15 protein-coding genes are annotated in these 19,291 nt (G+C 67.3%); 5 read left to right on the top strand and 10 right to left on the bottom strand.

Going from position 1 to position 19,291, the window contains the following annotated elements; genetic code table 11:
- Positions 1 to 3: 3 nt before the first annotated feature.
- The 4 genes from IB269_RS17385 to IB269_RS17370 all read right to left on the bottom strand — a co-directional run bounded on the left by IB269_RS17385 (position 4) and on the right by IB269_RS17370 (position 3,597).
- Complete coding sequence (locus IB269_RS17385; protein WP_192367807.1) at positions 4 to 1,236, bottom strand: hypothetical protein; 1,233 nt, start codon at positions 1,234 to 1,236, stop codon at positions 4 to 6.
- Positions 1,237 to 1,352: 116 nt separating this feature from the next.
- Entirely contained in the window at positions 1,353 to 1,826 is a 474-nt protein-coding gene (locus IB269_RS17380) for a hypothetical protein (protein ID WP_192367806.1), read from the bottom strand.
- A 3-nt stretch (positions 1,827 to 1,829) separates the two neighbouring features.
- Positions 1,830 to 2,438, bottom strand: coding sequence for an N-acetylmuramoyl-L-alanine amidase (locus tag IB269_RS17375; RefSeq protein ID WP_013802750.1), 609 nt, complete (start codon positions 2,436 to 2,438; stop codon positions 1,830 to 1,832).
- Positions 2,439 to 2,649: 211 nt separating this feature from the next.
- The gene (locus tag IB269_RS17370; protein WP_192367805.1) at positions 2,650 to 3,597 is read right to left on the bottom strand and encodes a DMT family transporter; all 948 of its coding nucleotides are present in this window, start codon (positions 3,595 to 3,597) and stop codon (positions 2,650 to 2,652) included.
- A 145-nt stretch (positions 3,598 to 3,742) separates the two neighbouring features.
- Here IB269_RS17370 and IB269_RS17365 point away from each other — a divergent pair, with 145 nt between their 5' ends.
- Positions 3,743 to 4,675 (top strand): LysR family transcriptional regulator, encoded by a 933-nt coding sequence (locus tag IB269_RS17365; protein ID WP_192368189.1) that lies wholly within the window; start codon positions 3,743 to 3,745, stop codon positions 4,673 to 4,675.
- On the opposite strand, the gene IB269_RS17360 is transcribed toward IB269_RS17365, so the two are convergent.
- The 3 genes from IB269_RS17360 to IB269_RS17350 are packed head-to-tail and all read right to left on the bottom strand — an operon-like array spanning position 4,672 to position 7,956.
- Positions 4,672 to 6,237: a PhnE/PtxC family ABC transporter permease gene (locus tag IB269_RS17360; protein WP_192367804.1), complete on the bottom strand. Its 1,566-nt coding sequence runs from the start codon at positions 6,235 to 6,237 to the stop codon at positions 4,672 to 4,674. The genes IB269_RS17365 and IB269_RS17360 overlap by 4 nt on opposite strands.
- On the bottom strand, positions 6,228 to 7,052 hold the full coding sequence (locus tag IB269_RS17355) for a phosphonate ABC transporter ATP-binding protein (RefSeq protein WP_192367803.1): 825 nt from the start codon (positions 7,050 to 7,052) through the stop codon (positions 6,228 to 6,230). Before IB269_RS17355 ends, IB269_RS17360 begins: the two co-directional genes overlap by 10 nt.
- A gap of 19 nt (positions 7,053 to 7,071) precedes the next feature.
- Positions 7,072 to 7,956: a putative selenate ABC transporter substrate-binding protein gene (locus IB269_RS17350; protein WP_043820849.1), complete on the bottom strand. Its 885-nt coding sequence runs from the start codon at positions 7,954 to 7,956 to the stop codon at positions 7,072 to 7,074.
- Positions 7,957 to 8,540: 584 nt separating this feature from the next.
- On the opposite strand from IB269_RS17350, the gene lldP reads away from it, so the two are divergent.
- From lldP to dld, 4 genes are all read left to right on the top strand, one after another.
- Positions 8,541 to 10,223, top strand: coding sequence for an L-lactate permease (lldP, locus tag IB269_RS17345; protein WP_192367802.1), 1,683 nt, complete (start codon positions 8,541 to 8,543; stop codon positions 10,221 to 10,223).
- Positions 10,224 to 10,408: 185 nt separating this feature from the next.
- Entirely contained in the window at positions 10,409 to 11,215 is an 807-nt protein-coding gene (gene lldR, locus IB269_RS17340; RefSeq protein ID WP_192367801.1) for a transcriptional regulator LldR, read from the top strand.
- A 10-nt stretch (positions 11,216 to 11,225) separates the two neighbouring features.
- Positions 11,226 to 12,365: an FMN-dependent L-lactate dehydrogenase LldD gene (gene lldD / locus IB269_RS17335; protein ID WP_012205184.1), complete on the top strand. Its 1,140-nt coding sequence runs from the start codon at positions 11,226 to 11,228 to the stop codon at positions 12,363 to 12,365.
- Positions 12,362 to 14,122 carry a D-lactate dehydrogenase gene (dld, locus tag IB269_RS17330; protein WP_192367800.1) on the top strand — a complete coding sequence of 587 codons (1,761 nt, stop codon included), beginning with the start codon at positions 12,362 to 12,364 and terminating at the stop codon, positions 14,120 to 14,122. Before lldD ends, dld begins: the two co-directional genes overlap by 4 nt.
- Positions 14,123 to 14,165: 43 nt before the next feature.
- On the opposite strand, the gene IB269_RS17325 is transcribed toward dld, so the two are convergent.
- The 3 genes from IB269_RS17325 to IB269_RS17315 all read right to left on the bottom strand — a co-directional run bounded on the left by IB269_RS17325 (position 14,166) and on the right by IB269_RS17315 (position 18,839).
- Positions 14,166 to 15,674 carry an aldehyde dehydrogenase family protein gene (locus IB269_RS17325; protein ID WP_065345663.1) on the bottom strand — a complete coding sequence of 503 codons (1,509 nt, stop codon included), beginning with the start codon at positions 15,672 to 15,674 and terminating at the stop codon, positions 14,166 to 14,168.
- 42 nt (positions 15,675 to 15,716) lie between these two features.
- On the bottom strand, positions 15,717 to 16,598 hold the full coding sequence (locus IB269_RS17320; protein WP_192367799.1) for a transporter: 882 nt from the start codon (positions 16,596 to 16,598) through the stop codon (positions 15,717 to 15,719).
- Between the two features lie 117 nt (positions 16,599 to 16,715).
- Positions 16,716 to 18,839: a PQQ-dependent dehydrogenase, methanol/ethanol family gene (locus tag IB269_RS17315; protein ID WP_141835963.1), complete on the bottom strand. Its 2,124-nt coding sequence runs from the start codon at positions 18,837 to 18,839 to the stop codon at positions 16,716 to 16,718.
- Between the last annotated feature and the right edge of the window lie 452 nt (positions 18,840 to 19,291).

Genomic DNA, 19,291 nt, shown 5'->3' with positions numbered 1-19,291 from the left:
GGCTCAGCCGAACAGGCGCGACCAGAATCCGCCTTTTCCACCCACCTGCTGCCGGGCTCCCTGCATGTGGGCGCGTATGCCGAGCAATTGGGCATCGCCCGGATCGTGGCGCAGGGCGATCTCGACCAGTTCAGGCTGAAGGTGCGAGGCCTTGAGCTGGCCCAGGGCCCTGAGGGCGGTGACCTTGTGCGCATGAACGAAGCTCATGCTGCGAACTTCCCATTGCGCTTGCTGTTGCTGCGGCGAAAGCTGCGCATAGCGGCGCTCGGCTTCGGCCACGATGTCGAGGACGTCCTGGTGGTGGCTGGTCTCGTTGAGATAGGCGCATGCAGTCTGCGCGCAGTCCAGATACAGGCCGGTGTCAAGCGCGTAGTCCTCCATCAGTAGCAGTGACAGGTCGGTGGCTTGCTTGCGGTTACCCAGTTGCCGATAGGCATGGCGCAGGTTTTCCAGCAGGGCCTGGAAACAGGTCTGCTGCAGCCCGGCTTCGAGGACGGCGGCCGCCTGCTCGTACTGTTCATGTGCGTTGTACAGCACGCCCAGGTTGTTGCAGCACATGGCATAGGTGTGGATGTCCAGCGCGGTGGGCGCGGCCTCCTGGCCGTTTGCCGGCGTGCCGGTGCTGGCGAAGCGCTCCAGACAGCGTTCGTAGAGTGTGGTCTGCAGGCGCTCGATTTCCTGCAGGGCCGCTGCATCCGTGTCGGGGCGCTTCCACTTGCTCACGGTCACGCCGGCCGTGTAGTAGTCGGGTGCCGCCGGGCTATCAGCCAACTCGGGATAGGAAAAGATGCTGCGCCAGGGCACGGCATGCTCCATCTCGAAAATGCGGGCTTGCAAGTCCACCTGGGGCTGCAAGGCATGAGACTTGCGGTAGGCCGCCAGCGCGGGCTCGGGTTCGTCCAGCCAATAGTGGGCACTGCCCAAATAGCGGTGTCCATAGGCATTGCCTGGTGACATTGCCAGTGCGCGCTGCGCCCATTCGCCGACTTGGCGCAATGCCGCACTGCGGTCCTCGGTGAATTGGTCACTGGAATCGAGATATACCAGGCACAGCATCAGCCATGACCATTCGCTACCCTGGCCTGATTCGGCAGTGGCCTGAATGCTGGTCAAGAGGCTGGCAATCGCTTCGTTGTCCAGATGGCTGAAAACCGTGGTGCCGGCCCATAGCGCATGCATGCGCGCGTGGTCGCCCTGGCTGAAGGCATGCATTCCTTGGGAAATCAGTCGTTCCATGGTCTGTTGGGAATATTGTGGGAGGCGCCATCGTATCCGCTGTGTTTGACAGGAGGATGGGGCATCACTCAATCGGAGTGATTAGACGCCTTTGTAGAAAATGTCTGAACAACAGGTCAAAGCCCCGTCAACTGCGGCAATGCCTTCTCGCAGGCCTTGCGGCACAGGTAGCGCAGGTCGTGATCGCCATCTTCACTGCGCAGGTAGCCGGCACCGGCGGCGTTGATGTTCCATTCATAGACCTTGCCCGAGCGCAGCAGCCGTCCGCTGAAACTGCAGGGCAGGATGATGGATTCCTCGTGGAAGCTGCCAGCCGAGACTTGCTTTGCCGTCGCGAAATAGCGGGCCACGTCGGCGGCGTCCAGACTGACTTTCTCGCATCCCATGGTCTCGCCCGTGCCCACGGAACGGGTGACCGGGCCGATGACGGAAATGGGTGCCGCCTTGGCCGCGTGTTTGGGCGTGGGCGTGGATGTGGATGTGGAAGTAGATGAGGCTTGCAGCGGCGCATGCAGGCACAGCATCACGGCAGCCCAGGCCGCAATGCGCAGGCTGCGAGAGGGATTGTTGAAAAGCTGGCTGGATGACATGGCTCAGGCTCCCGTGAAGATGTAGCGCAGCAATTGGGCGCCTTCGGTCGCTTCCTTGCGGGCAATGGCACCGTGGGAGTAGACATCGGACAGAAGCTTGAGCTTGTAGTGGTCCACCAATTGCTGGGTCAGCCATTTGGTCTGGAACAGCTGCGATTGGGTGGGCGCCTCGTAATCCTTGGTCGATGGCAGGAAACGGCCCACCACCTCGATGCCCACGGAGTCGCTGTTGGCCGGATAGCGCAACGGATAGGCCTTTGTGTTCTCGTGCGATGACACATTCTTGGCCCGCTTGCTGAAGCTCAGGCCCTTTTGGTGCAGCAGGGCATTGATGTTCTTGAGTTCCGTGGGATCGCAGGTGCTCTCGTTGACGCAGCGCGGCTGAAGAATTCCCACATGCCAGCAGATCTTTTCCAGACTGGCCGTCTGGTAGATCTTCCCGTCCTTCTCGATCAGAAAGTGCGCCCCCGTCTTCTGGCCGCTCTTGTAGGCATTGAGCACGCTGGCGGCCGTGGACGAGTCAGTGCGGTGTAGCACGATGGATGTGACGGACAGCAAGGCGCCGTGCTCTATGGACGGATAGGTCTTGACTTCGACGCTTTTGTCTACCATCAATCCTTTTTCGATAGTGGCCAATTATTTCTCCCTCTGTATTCCGGCTGAATGAATGCGAATGGCGGAAAGCCGGGAGAGCATACGGGCGGAAAGGGGAAAAATAATTCGAAATGTACTGTGCGCCTCTTTATTGGAAATATCTTGAAACAATTGGATGGAGTTCATGAAGGATGTATGAATTCCAGAAATCTCCGGAATTCACAGGGGCTCAATGGCGGCGCAATGCAATGCCTGCGCGATGGCCCACGACTGCGACGAGGATGAAGCCCATTCCCGCCCACTGCGCCGCCGACGGAACAGCGCCAAACCAGACCAGGTCCACCAGCAAGGCCATGGCGGGGTAGACGAAAGACAGTGCCGCAATGGCGGGCGCCGGCAGCCGCTGGAATGCGGCATACATCACTGTGTACATGAAGGCCGTATGGACCAGCCCCAGGGTCAGCACCATGGAAGCGGCGCGCGCTGACAGCAATTGAGGGCTGGCTGCGGCGATATGGGTGAGCAGGGGCAGGGCCCACAGGCTCAGCACCAGTCCGCCCGCCAGCATCTGCAGCATGGCGATCTGGGCCGAGGGCATGTGGCCCAGACGGCGCGTGGCCACCGTGGTGCCTGCGTAGAGAGCGGCGGCCAGCAGGGCCAGGGCCACGCCTATCCAGGCGCCTGTTCCAGCATGCGATGCATCCATGCCATCCAGCCCGACCAGGCCGCTGCTCAGCGCCACCCCCAACAGGGCCAGCAGCAGCCAGGGCAGCTTGCGGCGTTCGACGGGCTCGCCCTGCAGGGCCGACAGAGCCAGCAGCATGAAGGGCTGCACGTGGTAGACCACGGTGGCCACGGCGATGGAGCTGTAGTGGTAGGCACTGAAGAGGGCGACCCAGTTCAATACCAGGGCGATGCCGCCGCCGGCCAGCCACAGCCATTCACGGCCTTGAGGGGCGACCCATTCGCGCCGCCAGGCCAGCCACAGGCCCAGGCCCAGTGCGCCCAGCACGCAGCGGGCGAATACGACCAGCAGCGGCGGCAGCGCGCTTTCCACGACGAGCAGGCCGATGGTGCCCGACAGCGCCATGGCCAGCAGCATGCGCCAGGTGCCGCCCTGGCTGGTTCGGGGCCGTGTAGGTGAGGTTGCAGAGGTGAGGCTGGGGCTGTGGGACATGGTGTCGATTCCTGGGCGCGCTTCGGTATGGAGCGCATGGCCGTATCTTGCGGACCCTGCAATCAATCAACAATCTGCCATTCATTCAAATTAATATTGCCTGCCGTGCAACAAAGACCGGAGTAGCGCCTTGCCCGATACCGCCATGCCCCTGGATGAAATGCTGGTCTTCGCCCGCGTGGTGGAGCACCAGAGCTTTGCGGGCGCGGCCCGGCAATTGGGGCTGACGACCTCGGCCGTGAGCCGCAGCGTGGGGCGGCTGGAGGCGCATTTCGGGCTGCGGCTGCTGCAGCGCACCACGCGCTCGCTTTCGCTGACCGAGGCGGGGGCCGAGATCCACCAGGCCTGCCTGCGGCTGGTGGCGGATGCACAGGCCGTGCAGGCGCTGGCCGGCCAGCTGCGCCAGCAGCCGCGCGGGCTGCTGAAGATCAGCGCGCCGGCCGTGCTGGGCGATATCTGGCTGTCGCCGCTGCTGCCGGGCTTTTGCGCGCGCTGGCCCGAGGTGCAGGTGCAGGTGGACATGACGGACCGCATGGTGGACCTGGTGGCCGAGGGGCTGGACCTGGGCCTGCGCATCAGCGTGCCGGGCCAGATCGCGCCGGGGCTGGTGGCGCGGCCGCTCAAGACCATCCGCTATGTGCTGGTCTCCACACCCGGCTACTTGGCGCGACATGAGGCCATCGGTGCGCCTGAGCAGTTGCTGGCGCATCCCTTCATCAGCCTGGGCTACGGGCAGTTCCAGAACGAGGTGGAATTGCGCCCGCTCCACCCTGCGGCCGCGCCCGCCACACGGCTGCTGGTGAATACGCCCATCACCATTGCCAGCAGCCTGGGCATCATCCACGCGTTGCAGCAGGGGCCGGGCATAGGCGTGGTGGCCGACTTTGCCGCGCAGGCGGCGCTGCAGGCCGGGCAGCTGGCGCACGTGCTGCCGGGCTGGGCGCTGTGCGGCAAGTACGCGCCGCGCGTGGTGCATGCGGTCTATGCGCCCACGCGCCATGTGCCGCTGAAGCTGCGGGCGCTGATCGACTACCTGGTCGAGGTGGAAGGCGAGGGCGCCGCGGCCTCCACCACCTAACCCATGCGCCTTCGCAGCGCCGCGCTGGCCCAGTCCACGGCCACGGACAGCGCCAGCATGGCGATGATGACGGTGCTGGCCTGGGCGTAGTGGAACAGCGACAGCTCGAAGTACAGCAGCTGCCCCAGCCCGCCCGCGCCCACGAAGCCCAGGATGGCGGCCATGCGGATGTTCATCTCCCAGCGGTACAGCGTGTAGGCCAGCAACTGCGGCGCGGCGCCGGGCAGCGTCGCGTAGAGGAAGGCCATGGCGCGGCCGCTGCCGGACAGGCGCAGCGCTTGGGTGGGGGCGGCGGGCTGGTTCTGCAGGGCCTCGGCATAGAGGCGCCCCAGCACGCCGGCCGTGTGCAGCGCCAACGCCAGCGCGCCTGCGAACGGGCCCAGGCCCACGGCCAGGGCGGTGATGGTGGCCCAGACCAGCTCGGGCACGGAGCGCAGCACGTTGAGCACCAGGCTCCAGGGAGCGCGCCAGCGCGGCAGCGCCAGCAGCAGGCCCAGCACGGCCGCCAGCAGGGTGCCGACCACGGAGATGGCCAGCGTCTCCCACACGCCCACGGCCACCTTGCGCAGCCATTCGGCGCTGGTGTCGGGCGGGAAGAAGCTGATGACGAATTCCAGCATGGACCGGCCCGCCGCGCCGGTGAACAGCGAGGGCAGGTCCATCTCCAGCATGGCAAAGCTGGCGGCCACGCCCAGCGCCAGGGCGGCGCAGGTGAGGGCGCTGCGCCAGCCCCAGGCGCTGGCGCGTGCGGCGGGTGGCGTGTCCAGCGCGCGGCGCAGGCCGCGCGAGAGCAGGTCGGCGCCCCAGACGAGCAGCATGAAGGTCAGCAAGATGGTGGAGGCCTCGCCGCCGTTGAGCATCTTCATGGCCTGGTCCATGAGCTGGCCCAGGCCGCCCGCGCCCACAAAGCCCATGACCACCGAGGCGCGTATGGCGCACTCCCAGCGGTAGACGGTGTACGAGGTCAGTTCGCGCGCGGCCTGGGGCAGCAGGCCGTAGAGCATGGCCAGCGGCCGGCGCGCGCCGGCCTGCGCCAGGGCACGTGCGGGCGCGGGGTCGGCCGATTCCAGGATTTCCGCATAGACCTTGGCCAGCATGCCGCCATAGGTCAGGCCCAGGGCCAGCACGCCAGCGGCCGGCCCCAGGCCGAAGACGCGCACGAAGACCAGGGCCCAGACCAGCTCGGGCACGCCGCGCAGGATGGTGAGCAGGCCGCGCGTGACGGGATTGAGCGCCCGCCGCTCGCTCGCGGCGCCCGTGACGAGGTAGGCCAGCGGCACGGCCAGCACAAAGGCCAGGGCCATGCCGGCCGTGGCAATGGCCAGGGTCTCCAGCGTGGCGCGGCCCAGGTAGCCGAGGAAGTCGCGCCCGGTCTCGGGCGGCAGGAAGGTGGCCAGAAAGCGGCCTATGACCTGCAGGTTGCCGGGATCGAACAGCGCGCCCAGGCTGAAGCCCGCGCCCTGGAACAGCGGCCACAGCACGACGGCGGCCAGCACCAGTGCGCCGAGGCGGCGGGGTGCGGCGGGGTCACGCAGCGCGTGCAGATCGGAACTCAACGGCATGCGGATGCGGACAGCGGTGCGGCAAAGGCGGCGGGCGCGGGTGTCCACGCAGGGCGGGAGGGATCATCGCCAGGATGCTCGGACCCATACAGCGCACGCAGATGTTCTTGCGTGACTTCAGCCACCGGCAGGTCGAAGGCGATGGCGCCATCGCGTATGCCCACGATGCGCGCAAAGCAGGCCAGCGCCAGGTCCACGGCATGCAGGCTGGCGACCAGGGTGGCGCCGCGCGCGGCCGCTTCGTGCACCAGCAGTTGCACGGTGGACAGGGCCAGGGCCGGGTCCAGCGCGGCCACGGGCTCGTCGGCCAGGATGAGCTCGGCCTGCTGGTAGAGCACGCGGGCAATGCCCACGCGCTGCAGCTGCCCGCCAGAGAGCTGGTCGCAGCGCGCGAACAGCTTGTCTGCCAGCTGCACGCGGGCCAGGGCCTCGCGCGCGCCGGCGGTGTCCTGTGGGTACAGCAGCGAGGCCAGCGCCTTCCAGGCCGGCCACCGGCCCAGCCGCCCGGCCAGCACGGCCGTGACCACGCGCTGGCGCGGCGGTATGGGCGGCGCCTGGTGCACCGTGCCGATGCGCGCGCGCAGCAGCCGGGGAGCCCCCGCGCTGGACGCAGGCACCTCGTCGCCCAGCACGCTGCGCCGGCCCTGGCTGGGCGCCAGCGCCGTGCCGATGACGGACAGCAGCGTGGTCTTGCCCGCGCCCGAGGGGCCGATCAGCGCAATGGCTTCGCCCTGGCGTGCGGCCAGCGTCACGCCACGCAGCGCAATGCCGCCGCCGGCGTGGGTCAGGCCCACGCCTTGCAGTTCAAAGCTCATGGATTGCGCCTGCTGCGGCTTACTTGAGCAGGCCGGCCGACTTGGCGGCAGCCTCGATGCCTTCGTAGTTCGAGGCCTGGGTGGGCACGAAGCGCGCGGCGCGCTGCAGCTCCAGGATGGCCTTGTGCTCGGGCTTGGCCGGGTCCAGCGCCAGGAAGGCGTCGGTCAGCTTCTTGACCAGGGCCGGGTCCAGGTCGCCGCGCACGGTCCAGTTGTAGTCGAAGTAGGGCGGCGTGGTGGCGAACACGCGCACCTTGCTGGTATCGACCTTCTTGCTCTCCACCAGCTTGTCCCAGACCGATGCATTGAGCACGCCGGCCTCGGCCTTGCCTGCGGCCACGAAGGCCACGGTGGCGTCATGCGCGCCGGAGAAGGCCACGGTCTTGAAGTCCTTCTCGGGGTTGATGCCGTCCTGCTGCAGGAAAAAGCGCGGCATCAGGCTGCCCGAGGTGGACGAGGGCGCGCCAAAGGCAAAGCTCTTGCCCTTGAGGTCGGCCAGGGTCTTGATGGCGGGGTTGGCCGTGATGAACTTGGAGGTGAACTTGGCGTCTTCCTCGCGCTGCACGATGGGGATGGCCGTGCCGTTGGTGCGGATCTTGGCCTGCACGAAGGTGAAGCCGCCCAGCCAGGCCAGATCCAGCTTGCGCGTGGCCAGCGACTCGACCACGGCGGCGTAGTCGGTCACGGGCGTGAACACCACCTTCATGCCGGTCTGGGCCGAGAGGTACTTGCCCAGCGGCTCGAACTTGCGCTGCAGCTCGGTGGGAGCTTCATCCGGGATGGCCGAGACGCGCAGCACGGCGGGTTCGGCGGCCAGCGCAGGCAGGCTGGACAAGGTGGAGGCGGCCAGCACGCAGGCAGCCGCCTGGCGCAGCGCCGAGCGGCGCGCAGGAATGTGGTTCATGGATGGGCTCCGTTCAATCAGCCACCGCCGTCCGGATACACGGCGATTTAATGGGCGCCCGGGATGACCGGGCGCCGAAGGTACAAGGGCGGTACACCGACCGCTGAGGCTGCATTGTAGGGAGCGGGCTTTTCCGTTGGGGACGTCAGGCATGAGCGCCGGACCTGCGGGCACAGCGCTGCCGCCGATCTTTTCCCCGCGTGCGCTGCGTTTGTGCACCGCCCGGGGGCCTTGCCTGGCCGGGGACTTGAGCATGCGTTGCACCGAAACATTCATAATTGGTCTGACCAATAAACATCGTGGTGCATTATCTGCACTCTTTTAGGTGTTTACCCTGTTCATCTGCCCACTTGAAAGCTCTGAGAATCGCACCACTTCGCGCAATGGTCTGAATTTTGGTTTAATTGGTTGGACCAATTTGCCAATGGCCCACAAGGTGCCAGCGCGGGGAACACTCCCGGTCACCGTTGCGGCCAGCCAGCAGACATCCTGTGCGGATCGCACCGCATGCCAACGCTGCAACGAGAGGGAGTGGCCGACAAGGGGCGCTTACCGCGCCCTCCCCATCATCTAGAGACACGGTCATGCAAACCATCTGGCAGCAGAACTACGATCCCGCCGGGAACATCTGGATCTCGGCGCTGATCGCGCTGATTCCCATCATCTTTTTCTTCCTGGCGCTGACCAGGTTCCGTCTCAAGGGCTACCAGGCCGGCACCGTCACCGTGGCGCTGGCGCTGGGCGTGGCGCTGCTGTTCTACAAGATGCCCGTGAGCGCGGCACTGGCCTCGGCCGTGTACGGCTTCTTCTACGGCCTGTGGCCCATCGCCTGGATCATCGTGGCGGCCGTGTTCCTCTACAAGATTTCGGTCAAGACGGGGCAGTTCGACGTGATCCGCTCGTCCATCCTGTCGGTCACGCCCGACCAGCGGCTGCAGCTCATCCTGGTGGGCTTTTGCTTCGGCGCCTTCCTGGAGGGCGCGGCCGGTTTCGGCGCGCCCGTGGCCATCACGGCCGCGCTGCTGGTGGGCCTGGGCTTCAAGCCGCTGTACGCGGCCGGGCTGTGCCTGATCGCCAACACGGCGCCCGTGGCCTTCGGCGCCATGGGCATTCCCATCATCGTGGCGGGGCAGGTCTCGGGCGTGGATGCATTCGCCATCGGCCAGATGGCCGGGCGCCAGCTGCCCTTCATGACCGTGCTCGTGCTGTTCTGGCTGATGGCCATCATGGACGGCTGGCGCGGCGTCAAGGAAACCTGGCCTGCCGTGCTGGTGGGCGGCGGCTCCTTCGCCGTGGTGCAGTTCCTCACGGCCAACTACATCGGCCCCGAGCTGCCGGACATCACCTCGGCCATCGTCTCGCTGGTGGCGCTGACGCTGTTCCTCAAGGTCTGGCAGCCCAAGCGCATCTTCCGTTTCGACACGGAAGGCGAGGGCGGCAAGGCTGCGGCAGTTGCAGCACCGGCCATCACCTCCGGTGCGCCGCTGACAGCAGGCGCCGTCATCAAGGCCTGGTCGCCCTTCATCATCCTCACGGCCATGGTGACGATCTGGAGCATCAAGCCCTTCAAGGCGCTGTTCGCCGCAGGTGGCCCGCTGGCCTCCACCGTCATCAACATCCCCGTGCCCTTCCTGCACAACCTGGTGGAGAAGACGCCCCCCGTCGTGGCCGCCGCTGCGCCCTACGGCGCGGTCTACACCTTCAACTGGCTGCTGGCCACCGGCACGGCCATCCTGATCGCGGCGCTGATCACCATCACCTTCACGCGCCTGTCGCCCGCCAAGGCCGTGGCCACGCTGGGCGAGACCTTCAGGGAACTGGCCGTGCCGATCTACTCCATCGGCATGGTGCTGGCCTTCGCCTTCGTGGCCAACTACTCGGGCCTGTCGGCCACGCTGGCCCTGGCGCTGGCGCACACGGGCCAGGCGTTCACGTTCTTCTCGCCCTTCCTGGGCTGGATCGGCGTGTTCCTGACGGGCTCGGACACCTCGGCCAACGCGCTGTTCGCCGCGCTGCAGGCCACCACGGCGCAGCAGCTGGGCCTGCCCCAGGTGCTCACGGTGGCGGCCAACACCACGGGCGGCGTGACGGGCAAGATGATCTCGCCCCAGTCCATCGCCATTGCCTGCGCGGCCGTGGGCCTGGCAGGCCGCGAGTCGGACCTGTTCCGCTTCACGGTCAAGCACAGCCTGATGTTCGCCGTGATCATCGGGGTGATCACGACGCTGCAAGCCTATGTGTTTACGTGGATGATTCCTGGGTATTGACATGAAACACCCCCTGAGTCGCTGCGCGCCTTCCCCCTCTCTACCCGCTTCGCGGGGGAGGGGGACGACACCCTCGCGGCGGGGCGGCCCTTGCTCGGTGTCCCTGGCTTGGGCAGTGCGGGTTTCATGCGATGAGGCTGGCGCATAGCGCCGTGAATCACTGAAAACCAATTCTGAGAATCCCCATGCGCGTTGCCGATCAAGTTGTCGAGAAATTGCTTGCCCTGGTGCAGGCCAGCGGAGTGCAGCCCGGACAGCGGCTGCCCGCGGAACGGCAACTTGCGGCCGAGCTGGGTGTCTCGCGCACCTCGGTGCGCGAGGCCATACAGAAACTCACCAGCCAGGGCATGCTGGTGGCGCGGCGCGGCGATGGCACCTACCTGCAGGAGCCGGAGCCGGCTGCCGAGCCTGCGGACTGGCTCAAGGACGCCATGCGGCCGCTGGCCGGCCTGATGGAGTCCGACTCCCACTACCGCTATGACGTGCTGGAAACCCGCCATGCGCTGGAGACCAGCACGGCCTGGCTGGCCGCCCAGCGCGCCACGGAGCGCGACAAGGACCATATCCAGCGCTGCTTCGATGTGATGATCCAGCACCAGCAAAGCGGTCACGCCGAGCTGGCGGCGCGCGCCGATGCGCAGTTCCACCTGGCCATTGCCGAGGCCTCGCACAACCTGGTGCTGGTGCAGGTCATGCACAGCCTGTTCACCGTGGTGCTGTCCACGGTGGAGCGCAACCGCCATGACATGTTTCGCCTGAGCGCGCCCCAGACCCTGCAGGAGCTGACCGTGCAGCACCAGAGCCTGATGCAGGCCATCCTGGACGGCGACCCGCAGCGCGCCCGCGAATGCATCGGTGAGCACCTGGAGCATGTGCGCACCACCATCCAGCGCCTGGACGAGGACCGCGCGCGGCGCGAGCGCTCCATGCGGCTGCCTCTGGACTCCGCGCCCGCGCTGCTGCCCACTTCAGACCTGATACGAAAGACATGAGACCACCATCATGATCATCTCCTCCACCTCCGACTACCGTGCGGCTGCGCAAAAGCGCCTGCCGCCTTTCCTGTTCCACTACATCGACGGTGGCGCCTATGCCGAGCAGACGCTGCGCCGCAATGTGGAAGACCTGGCCGCCGTGGCGCTGCGCCAGCGCGTGCTCAAGGACATGAGCCGGCTGGACACCAGCATCGAGCTGTTCGGCGAGAAGCTGTCCATCCCCGTGGCGCTGTCGCCCGTGGGCCTGACGGGCATGTACCGCCGCCGTGGCGAGGTTCAGGCCGCGCGCGCGGCTGACGCCCATGGCATTCCTTTCACCATGTCCACGGTTTCGGTCTGCCCCATCGAAGAGGTGGCGCCCAAGATCAAGCGCCCCATGTGGTTCCAGCTCTATGTGCTCAAGGACCGGGGCTTCATGCAGAACGCGCTGGAGCGTGCCCAGGCGGCCGGCTGCTCCACCCTGGTCTTCACCGTGGACATGCCCGTGCCCGGCGCGCGCTACCGCGATGCGCATTCGGGCATGAGCGGCCCGAATGCCGCCATGCGCCGCTACTGGCAGTCGGTCACGCACCCGGCCTGGTCCATGGACGTGGGCCTGCTGGGCCGCCCGCATGACCTGGGCAACATCTCGGCCTACCGGGGCAGCCCCACGGGCCTGGCCGACTACATCGGCTGGCTGGGCGCCAACTTCGATCCCTCCATCTCCTGGAAGGATCTCGAATGGATACGCGCCTTCTGGAAGGGCCCCATGGTCATCAAGGGCATCCTGGACCCCGAGGACGCCAAGGACGCCGTGCGCTTTGGCGCCGACGGCATCATCGTCTCCAACCATGGCGGCCGCCAGCTCGACGGCGTGCTGTCCTCGGCCCGCGCGCTGCCGGCCATTGCCGATGCGGTCAAGGGCCAGATCAAGATCCTGGCCGACTCCGGCATCCGCAACGGCCTGGATGTGGTGCGCGCCATCGCCCTGGGCGCCGACTGCGCCATGATCGGCCGCGCCTTCATCTACGCCCTGGCCACCTCCGGCGAGGCGGGCGTCAAGCACCTGCTGGAACTATTGGAAAAGGAAATGCGCGTGGCCATGACTCTGACCAGCGTGAGCAAGGTATCCGACATCACCGGCGACCTGCTGGTGCGCCAGCCATGAGCGCGCTGCAGACTCCGGTCGTCTCCCGCGAGGCCCTGCTGCTGCAGTTGCGCGAAGCCGTGGGTGCCGCCCATGTGCTCACCGACGACCAGGCCACGCGCCGCTTTCGCAAGGGCCACCGCACGGGCGAGGGCCCGGTGCTGGCCGTAGTGCGGCCCGCGACGCTGCTGGAGCAGTGGAAGGTGGTGCAGGCCGCCGTGGCGGCCGGGCGCATCGTCATCATGCAGGCCGCCAACACGGGCCTGACGGGCGGTTCCACGCCCGACGGCGCGGACTACGACCGCGAGATCGTGCTCATCAACACCTTGCGCATCACCGGCGTGCAGGTCATTGGCGGCGGCGCCCAGGTGGTCTGCCTGCCCGGCGCCACGCTGGACCGGCTGGAGCAGGCGCTGGCGCCGCTGGGGCGCGAGCCGCATTCGGTGATCGGCTCGTCGTGCATCGGCGCCTCGGTGCTGGGCGGCATCTGCAACAACTCGGGCGGCGCCCTGGTGCGGCGCGGCCCGGCCTACACCGAGCTGGCGCTGTACGCGCGTGTCTGCGACGACGGCTCGCTGGAACTCGTCAACCACCTGGGCATCGCCCTGGGCCGCACGCCCGAGGAAATCCTCACGCGGCTGCAAAACGGCGACTACACCGAGTCCGACATCGCCCACGATGCGCAGCGCGCCGCCTCCGACCCGCGCTACGCCGAGGCCGTGCGCGCCGTGGACGAGGACACGCCCGCGCGCTTCAATGCCGACCCTTCGCGCCTGTTCGAGGCCTCGGGCTCGGCCGGCAAGCTGTGCCTGTTCGCCGTGCGGCTGGACACCTTTCCCAAGGAGCCCAGCACCGTCTTCTATATAGGCAGCAATGCGCCCGACGACCTCACGGCCGTGCGCCGCGAGCTGCTGACCGCGCTGCCGCGCCTGCCGATCGCGGGCGAGTACATCCACCGCACGGCCTACGACATCGGCGAGAAATACGGCAAGGACACCTTCCTGCTGATCGACCGCTTCGGCACGGCCAGGGTGCCTGCCGCCTTCGCCCTCAAGAGCCGCGTGGACGGCTTCTTCGAGCGCTTCGGCCTGCGCGGCGTCACCGACCGCGTGATCCAGGCGCTGACCAACCTGCTGCCCAGCCACCTGCCCGCGCGCATGCGCCAGTGGCGTGACCGCTACGAGCACCACCTCCTGGTGCGCGTGTCCAACGACACGGCCGAGGCCACGCGCAACTTCCTCACGCGGCACTTCAGCGGCAGCACCACGGGCGGCTGGTTCGAGTGCGATGCCGACGAGGGGCGCAAGGCCTTCCTGCACCGCTTCGCCATCGCGGGCGCGGCCATCCGCTACCGCGAGGTGCACCGCGCCCAGGTGGAGGACATCGTGGCCCTGGACGTGGCCCTGCGCCGCAACGACCGCGAATGGGTGGAGCAACTGCCTGCCGACGTCGAGCGCGACATGGTCCACAAGCTCTACTACGGCCACTTCTTCTGCCATGTCTTCCACCAGGACTACATCGTCAAGAAGGGCGTGGACCCGCTGGCCATGGAGCACCGCATGTGGGAACTGCTGGACGCGCGCCGCGCCGAGTACCCGGCCGAGCACAACGTGGGCCACCTCTACGTGGCCAAGCCCGCGCTGGCGGGCTTTTACCGCGAACTGGACCCGACCAACACCTTCAACCCCGGCATAGGCCACACCTCGCGCAAGCTGGGCTGGGAGGAATGCTGCGACCGGCCGGGGGGATGGCCCAAGGGGTATTCGGAGGCCTCCTGAAGCCAGGTGCAGGCGGGCCAGGGAGCGGCCCGCCGTATCCGACTCACAGATTGATGAACACCGACTTGGTCTCCAGATAGGCATCCAGCGCGGTGCGGCCCATGTCGCGGCCCATGCCGGACTGCTTGTAGCCGCCGAAGGGCATGCCCGGGTCCAGGGTGCTGTGGCAGTTGACCCAGACCGTGCCGGACTGGATCTTGGGGATCAGCCGGTGGACCTTGGACAGGTTGTTGGACCAGATGCTGGCGCCCAGGCCGTAGGGCGTGTCGTTGGCCCAGGCGGCGACTTCGTCGAGGTCGTCATAGGGCATGGCCACGAGCACGGGGCCGAAGATTTCCTCGCGGGCCACGCGGTGGTCGTGCTGCACGCCGGTCATCACCGTGGGCTGCACGAAGTAGCCGCGCTGGCCTGAGCGGGCGCCGCCCGTCACCACCTCGGCGCCCTGGCTGCGGCCTATGTCGATGTAGCTGCAGACGCGCTCCATCTGCTCCTGCGAGACCAGCGGGCCCATCTGCGCGCTGGGGTCCAGGCCATGGCCCAGGGTGAGCTGGGCGGCCTGGTCGGCCACGTCGGCCACCACGCGGTCGAACATGCTCTTGTGCACGTACAGGCGCGAGCCCGCGCAGCAGACCTGGCCGTGGTTGAAGAAGATGGCATTGGCCGCACCCGCCGCAGCCGTGGCGGGATCGCAGTCGTCCAGCACGATGACGGGGGACTTGCCGCCCAGCTCCAGCGTGATGCGCGTCATGTTGTCCATGCAGGCATGGCCGATGAGCTTGCCCACCTCGGTCGAGCCCGTGAAGCTGACCTTGTTGACCAGCGGGTGCGAGACCAGGGGCGCACCCGTGCCGGGGCCGTCGCCCGTGACCACGTTGAACACGCCGGGCGGAAAGCCCGCTTCCTGGATCAGCTCGGCCAGCATCAGCGCGGTCAGCGGCGTCTGCTCGGCGGGCTTGAGCACCAGGGTGCAGCCTGCGGCCAGCGCGGGCGCCAGCTTCCAGGTGGCCATGAGCAGGGGGAAGTTCCAGGGCACGACGGCGGCTACCACGCCCACGGGCTCGCGCCGGGTGTAGGTGAACATCTGGGCCTCGGGCGCGAAGGGCACGGAGTGCTCGTGCGTCATGCCCTCGATCTTGGTGGCCCAGCCGGCCATGTAGCGGATGGAGTCGATGGCCATGGCGATGTCCACGGCGCGCGCAATGGCGGCGGACTTTCCGTTGTCCAGCGATTCGACCTCGGCCAGTGCCTGGGCATGGGTCTCCATGAGGTCGGCCAGGCGCAGCATCAGGCGCTCGCGCTCCACGGGGCGCATGCGGCCCCAGGGGCCCAGGTGCAGCGCGCGGTGCGCGGCGCGCACGGCCAGGTCCACGTCGGCCGGGCCGGCGCTGGCGACTTCGGCGATCACGGCCTCGGTGGCCGGGTTGACGGTGGACAGGCGCTGGCCGGTCTGGGCCGCCACCCATTGGCCGTCGATGAAGAGGTCATGCGTGCCCCGGTTGAGGAAGGCGCTGGCGCGTTCGGTGATCTGGTGCTGGATGTCGCTGAGGTTCATGGTGTGCTCCTTGGTGGTGGACAGGGGACAGGGGGTGTGGATTCAGAAAACCTGCAGCAGGCGCAGGTTGATGCGGGCGTTCTCCTTGAAGCCCTGGCGCACATGCAGGTCGCGGCCCACGGTGGCCAGCAACTGCGTCTTGGGTGCGACAAAGACCGCGCCGCCGAAAGAGACCTTGGTGGAGGACTGGCGGTCGCTTTGCGACACGCCGTTGACCTGGGTCTCGCCGCCCGTCAGGTGCGACAGGCCCAGGCGCAGGTCCGATGTGTCCGACAGGTGGTAGCGCAGCAGGCCCTGGAACTGGAACTGCGCCTTTTGCTTGAGCGTGGCGCTGTGGGCGCCGAAGTCGTCGTTCTTGCCGAAGACGGTGACATCGGCCGCCAGGTCCATGGTCACGCTCTTGCCCAGCGGCTTGATCCAGCCGGCCTGCAGGGCGGCCTTCCAGCGGTTCTCGCCCAGGCTCAGCGGATCGTTGCGGCTGTACTGGCCCGTGGGCAGCCAGACAAAGGGGGTGATGCCGAAGTGCTCCTTGTCGCCGGGCTTCGTCAGCCAAAGGGTGGCGGCCAGCATCAGGTCGCCCACGCCGGTATTGCTGCCCATGGCCGCGATATCGCGCGAGGCCGACAGGCGCCCGAAGGGCAGCAGGAACTGCGGGTCGATCACATAGTCGCCCAGCTTCATGAAGTGCACGCCGCGCGCTATGCCGATGTCCGAGGTCAGCCTCGGCCGTATGGGCGCCTGGTCGCCATTGGCATAGAGGCTGTCCCGCGTGGCGTGCTGGTAATAGACCATGCCCAGCGTGGTGCCCGGAGGCAGGGCGGTGTAGTCGCCCGCGTCGATATCGACGGCGTGGGCGTTGAAGGTGGCGCATGCGGCCATGGCCGCCAGGGCCAGGGATGCGCGGGTGAAGGGCTTGGATGGCATGGCGAAGAGTCCGGTCCGGTGTTTTCAGGCAAAGCCCTGCCCAGGCCTGCTGCAGGACAGCAGGGCCGGGGAGGGGAATGGGAGGTTGGGGGAGGGGAGGAGGGCGGCTCGCGCTGGCTACTTGGGCCGCACCGCGTCGGCCGTGCCCTGGATGAAGGCCTTGATCTTTTCCACGTCTTCCATGCTCAGCTTGCCCGTGAAGTCCGGCATGCCGCGCGACATGGCCGGGCCCTTGAAGATGAACTTGTCCAGGTGCTCGATGTAGGCCGGGTCCAGGTAGCCCAGGTTGGGCAGGTTGCCGCCGCGGTCCACGCCGGGCACGCCGTGGCAGAAGGCGCAGTTGCTGACGTACAGGGCCGTGCCTTCGGCCACCAGGCTCTTGTCGTAGGGCACGCCCTGCAGCAGCTTGCCCTGCTGGTAGGCGACGAAGGCAGGCGCCTCGGCCTTGCCGTCCAGCGCGAAGGTGTAGACCGTGCCCGGGCCCTTGCGCTCGGTGTGGCGCGCGGCCAGGCCGTAGACGCCGCCCCAGCCCACGGCGATGGAGACGTACTGCCGGCCATCGACCTCATAGGTGATGGGTGCGGCCACCACGCCCGTGCCCGTGGGCTTTTCCCAAAGCTTCTTGCCGTTGCGCGCGTCATAGGCCACGAAGCGGCCGTCGGCCGTGCCCTGGAACACCAGGTTGCCTGCCGTGGCCAGGGTGCCGCCGTTCCAGGGCGAGGCATGCTCCACGCGCCAGCGCTCCTTCTGTGCCACCGGGTCCCAGGCGATCAGGCGGCCGAAGGGCGTGCTCTTGGGCGGCTCCATGTTGACCAGCGTGGCCGTGTTCCAGCCGATGTTGCTGTGCGGCTCGGGCAGGGAGCCGCCGTTGAACTTCCAGTTCTTGTTGTCCTGCAGGGTCAGAGGCACATGCTGGGCCGGCAGGTAGGCCAGGCCCGTGTCGGGGCTGTAGGACATGGAATGCCAGTTGTGCGCGCCGAAGGGGCTGGGAATCACGTCGCGGGCGCGGTCGCCGCTGCGCGCAATCGGCGTCTCGATGGGCCGGCCCTTGGCGTCGTAGCCGCTGGCCCAGTTCACATCGACGAAGTTCTTGGCCGAGATGAACTGGCCGTTGGTGCGGTCGATCACGAAGAAGAAGCCGTTCTTGGGCGCATGCAGGATGACCTTGCGCGGCTTGCCGCCCACCTTGATGTCGGCCAGCACCATGGGCTGGGTGGAGGTGAAGTCCCAGCTGTCGCCCGGCGTTTCCTGGTAGTGCCAGACGTACTCGCCCGTATCGGGGTTCAGCGCCACGATGCTGGCCAGGTACAGGTTGTCGCCACCGGCCGGGCTGCGCTTGGCTTGCGCCCAGGGCGAGCCGTTGCCCGTGCCGATGTACATGAGGTTGAGCTCGGGGTCATAGGCCATGGTGTCCCAGGCCGTGCCGCCGCCACCGGCCTCCCACCACTTGCCGGCCGGGTCCCAGGTCTTGGCGGCGCGGGCCATGGCCTCGTTCTCGAACGGCTTGGACGGATCGCCTGGCACGGTGAACCAGCGCCATTGCTGCGCGCCGGTCTCGGCGTCATAGGCCGTGACATAGCCGCGCACGCCGTACTCGGCGCCACCGTTGCCGATCAGCACCTTGCCCTTGATGACGCGCGGCGCACCCGTGATGGTGTATGAGAAGGCGCGGTCGATGATGGTGTCCTGCTCCCAGACCTTCTGGCCCGTGGCTGCGTCCAGCGCCACCAGGCGGCCATCGAAGGCGCCCACATACACCTTGCCCTTGTAGACCGCCACGCCCCGGTTGACCACGTCGCAGCAGCCCTTGAAGCCGTTGGCGCGGTCCACGCCGGGGTCGTAGCTCCACAGGCGCTTGCCGGTGCGCACGTCCACCGCATGCACCACGCTCCAGCTGGCCGTGACGTACATGATTCCATCGACCACCACGGGCGTGGACTCCACGCCGCGCGTGGATTCCAGGTCATACGACCAGACCAGGCCCAGCCGCTTCACATTGGCCGTGTCCAACTGCCTGAGTTTGGAAAAGCGCGTCTCGCTGTAGTCCATGCCGTAGCTGGGCCAGTCCTTGGAGCTGCGTGCGTTGTCGCGGATGCTCTGCGAGTCGATGCGCGAGGTGACGGCGCGTATGTGCTCGGGCGAGCCTTTGCTTGGCAGGCCTGCCTGCGCCAGCGCGGCGCCCGGCAGGGCCAGCACCAGGCCGGCGGCCAGCAGCGTGGAGGAAAGCACGTGGGTCTTCATGTTGTCTCGTCTCCTGTGTGGTTTGTTTTTGCGTGCATGGCGCTGGGGGCAAGGGCACCATGTGGGAGACGATAAAAAAAGCGCCCCGGCGCCACAACATTCGGATTTACCCGGGGGCGGATCTGTACCGCGATGGAACAGGTTTGTGTCGGTTTTTTGTGGGCTGGGTTTTGGCCCTGCCGGGTGGTTGTTTTTCGAGGCCGGGTCTCGGCCCGGCAGCCGACCTACCTTCTTTTGCTTCGCCAAAAGAACGTAGGCCAAGAAAAGGCGACCCCACTGCCTGCGACCCCTTCGCTGCGCTGCGGGGCAACCTGCGTTGAACGGGATGCGGGGTGCGCCGTGAAACTCGTTACGCGCTGCGCGCTTCACTCAAACATCACGGCGAGTCAGATGACGAAGCAGCCCTGTCCTTCGGCAGGGCTGCCACCCCGCATCCCGTTCAACGCAGGCGC

It is taken from the genome of Delftia sp. DLF01 (genome assembly GCF_014852125.1).
GTDB classification, from domain to species: domain Bacteria; phylum Pseudomonadota; class Gammaproteobacteria; order Burkholderiales; family Burkholderiaceae_C; genus Comamonas; species Comamonas acidovorans.
The sequence above is the reverse complement of the archived record's forward strand: the minus strand, read 5'-3'. Positions and strand labels throughout refer to the sequence as shown.

Coding starts and splice junctions, on each gene's coding strand:
- IB269_RS17375 (WP_013802750.1), bottom strand. CDS start 2,438: ATGGTAGACAAAAGCGTCGAAGTCAAGACCTATCCGTCCATAGAGCAC.
- IB269_RS17360 (WP_192367804.1), bottom strand. CDS start 6,237: ATGCCGTTGAGTTCCGATCTGCACGCGCTGCGTGACCCCGCCGCACCC.
- IB269_RS17320 (WP_192367799.1), bottom strand. CDS start 16,598: ATGCCATCCAAGCCCTTCACCCGCGCATCCCTGGCCCTGGCGGCCATG.
- IB269_RS17355 (WP_192367803.1), bottom strand. CDS start 7,052: ATGAGCTTTGAACTGCAAGGCGTGGGCCTGACCCACGCCGGCGGCGGC.
- lldR (WP_192367801.1), top strand. CDS start 10,409: ATGCGCGTTGCCGATCAAGTTGTCGAGAAATTGCTTGCCCTGGTGCAG.
- IB269_RS17315 (WP_141835963.1), bottom strand. CDS start 18,839: ATGAAGACCCACGTGCTTTCCTCCACGCTGCTGGCCGCCGGCCTGGTG.
- lldP (WP_192367802.1), top strand. CDS start 8,541: ATGCAAACCATCTGGCAGCAGAACTACGATCCCGCCGGGAACATCTGG.
- lldD (WP_012205184.1), top strand. CDS start 11,226: ATGATCATCTCCTCCACCTCCGACTACCGTGCGGCTGCGCAAAAGCGC.
- IB269_RS17325 (WP_065345663.1), bottom strand. CDS start 15,674: ATGAACCTCAGCGACATCCAGCACCAGATCACCGAACGCGCCAGCGCC.
- IB269_RS17365 (WP_192368189.1), top strand. CDS start 3,743: ATGCCCCTGGATGAAATGCTGGTCTTCGCCCGCGTGGTGGAGCACCAG.
- IB269_RS17350 (WP_043820849.1), bottom strand. CDS start 7,956: ATGAACCACATTCCTGCGCGCCGCTCGGCGCTGCGCCAGGCGGCTGCC.
- IB269_RS17380 (WP_192367806.1), bottom strand. CDS start 1,826: ATGTCATCCAGCCAGCTTTTCAACAATCCCTCTCGCAGCCTGCGCATT.
- IB269_RS17385 (WP_192367807.1), bottom strand. CDS start 1,236: ATGGAACGACTGATTTCCCAAGGAATGCATGCCTTCAGCCAGGGCGAC.
- dld (WP_192367800.1), top strand. CDS start 12,362: ATGAGCGCGCTGCAGACTCCGGTCGTCTCCCGCGAGGCCCTGCTGCTG.
- IB269_RS17370 (WP_192367805.1), bottom strand. CDS start 3,597: ATGTCCCACAGCCCCAGCCTCACCTCTGCAACCTCACCTACACGGCCC.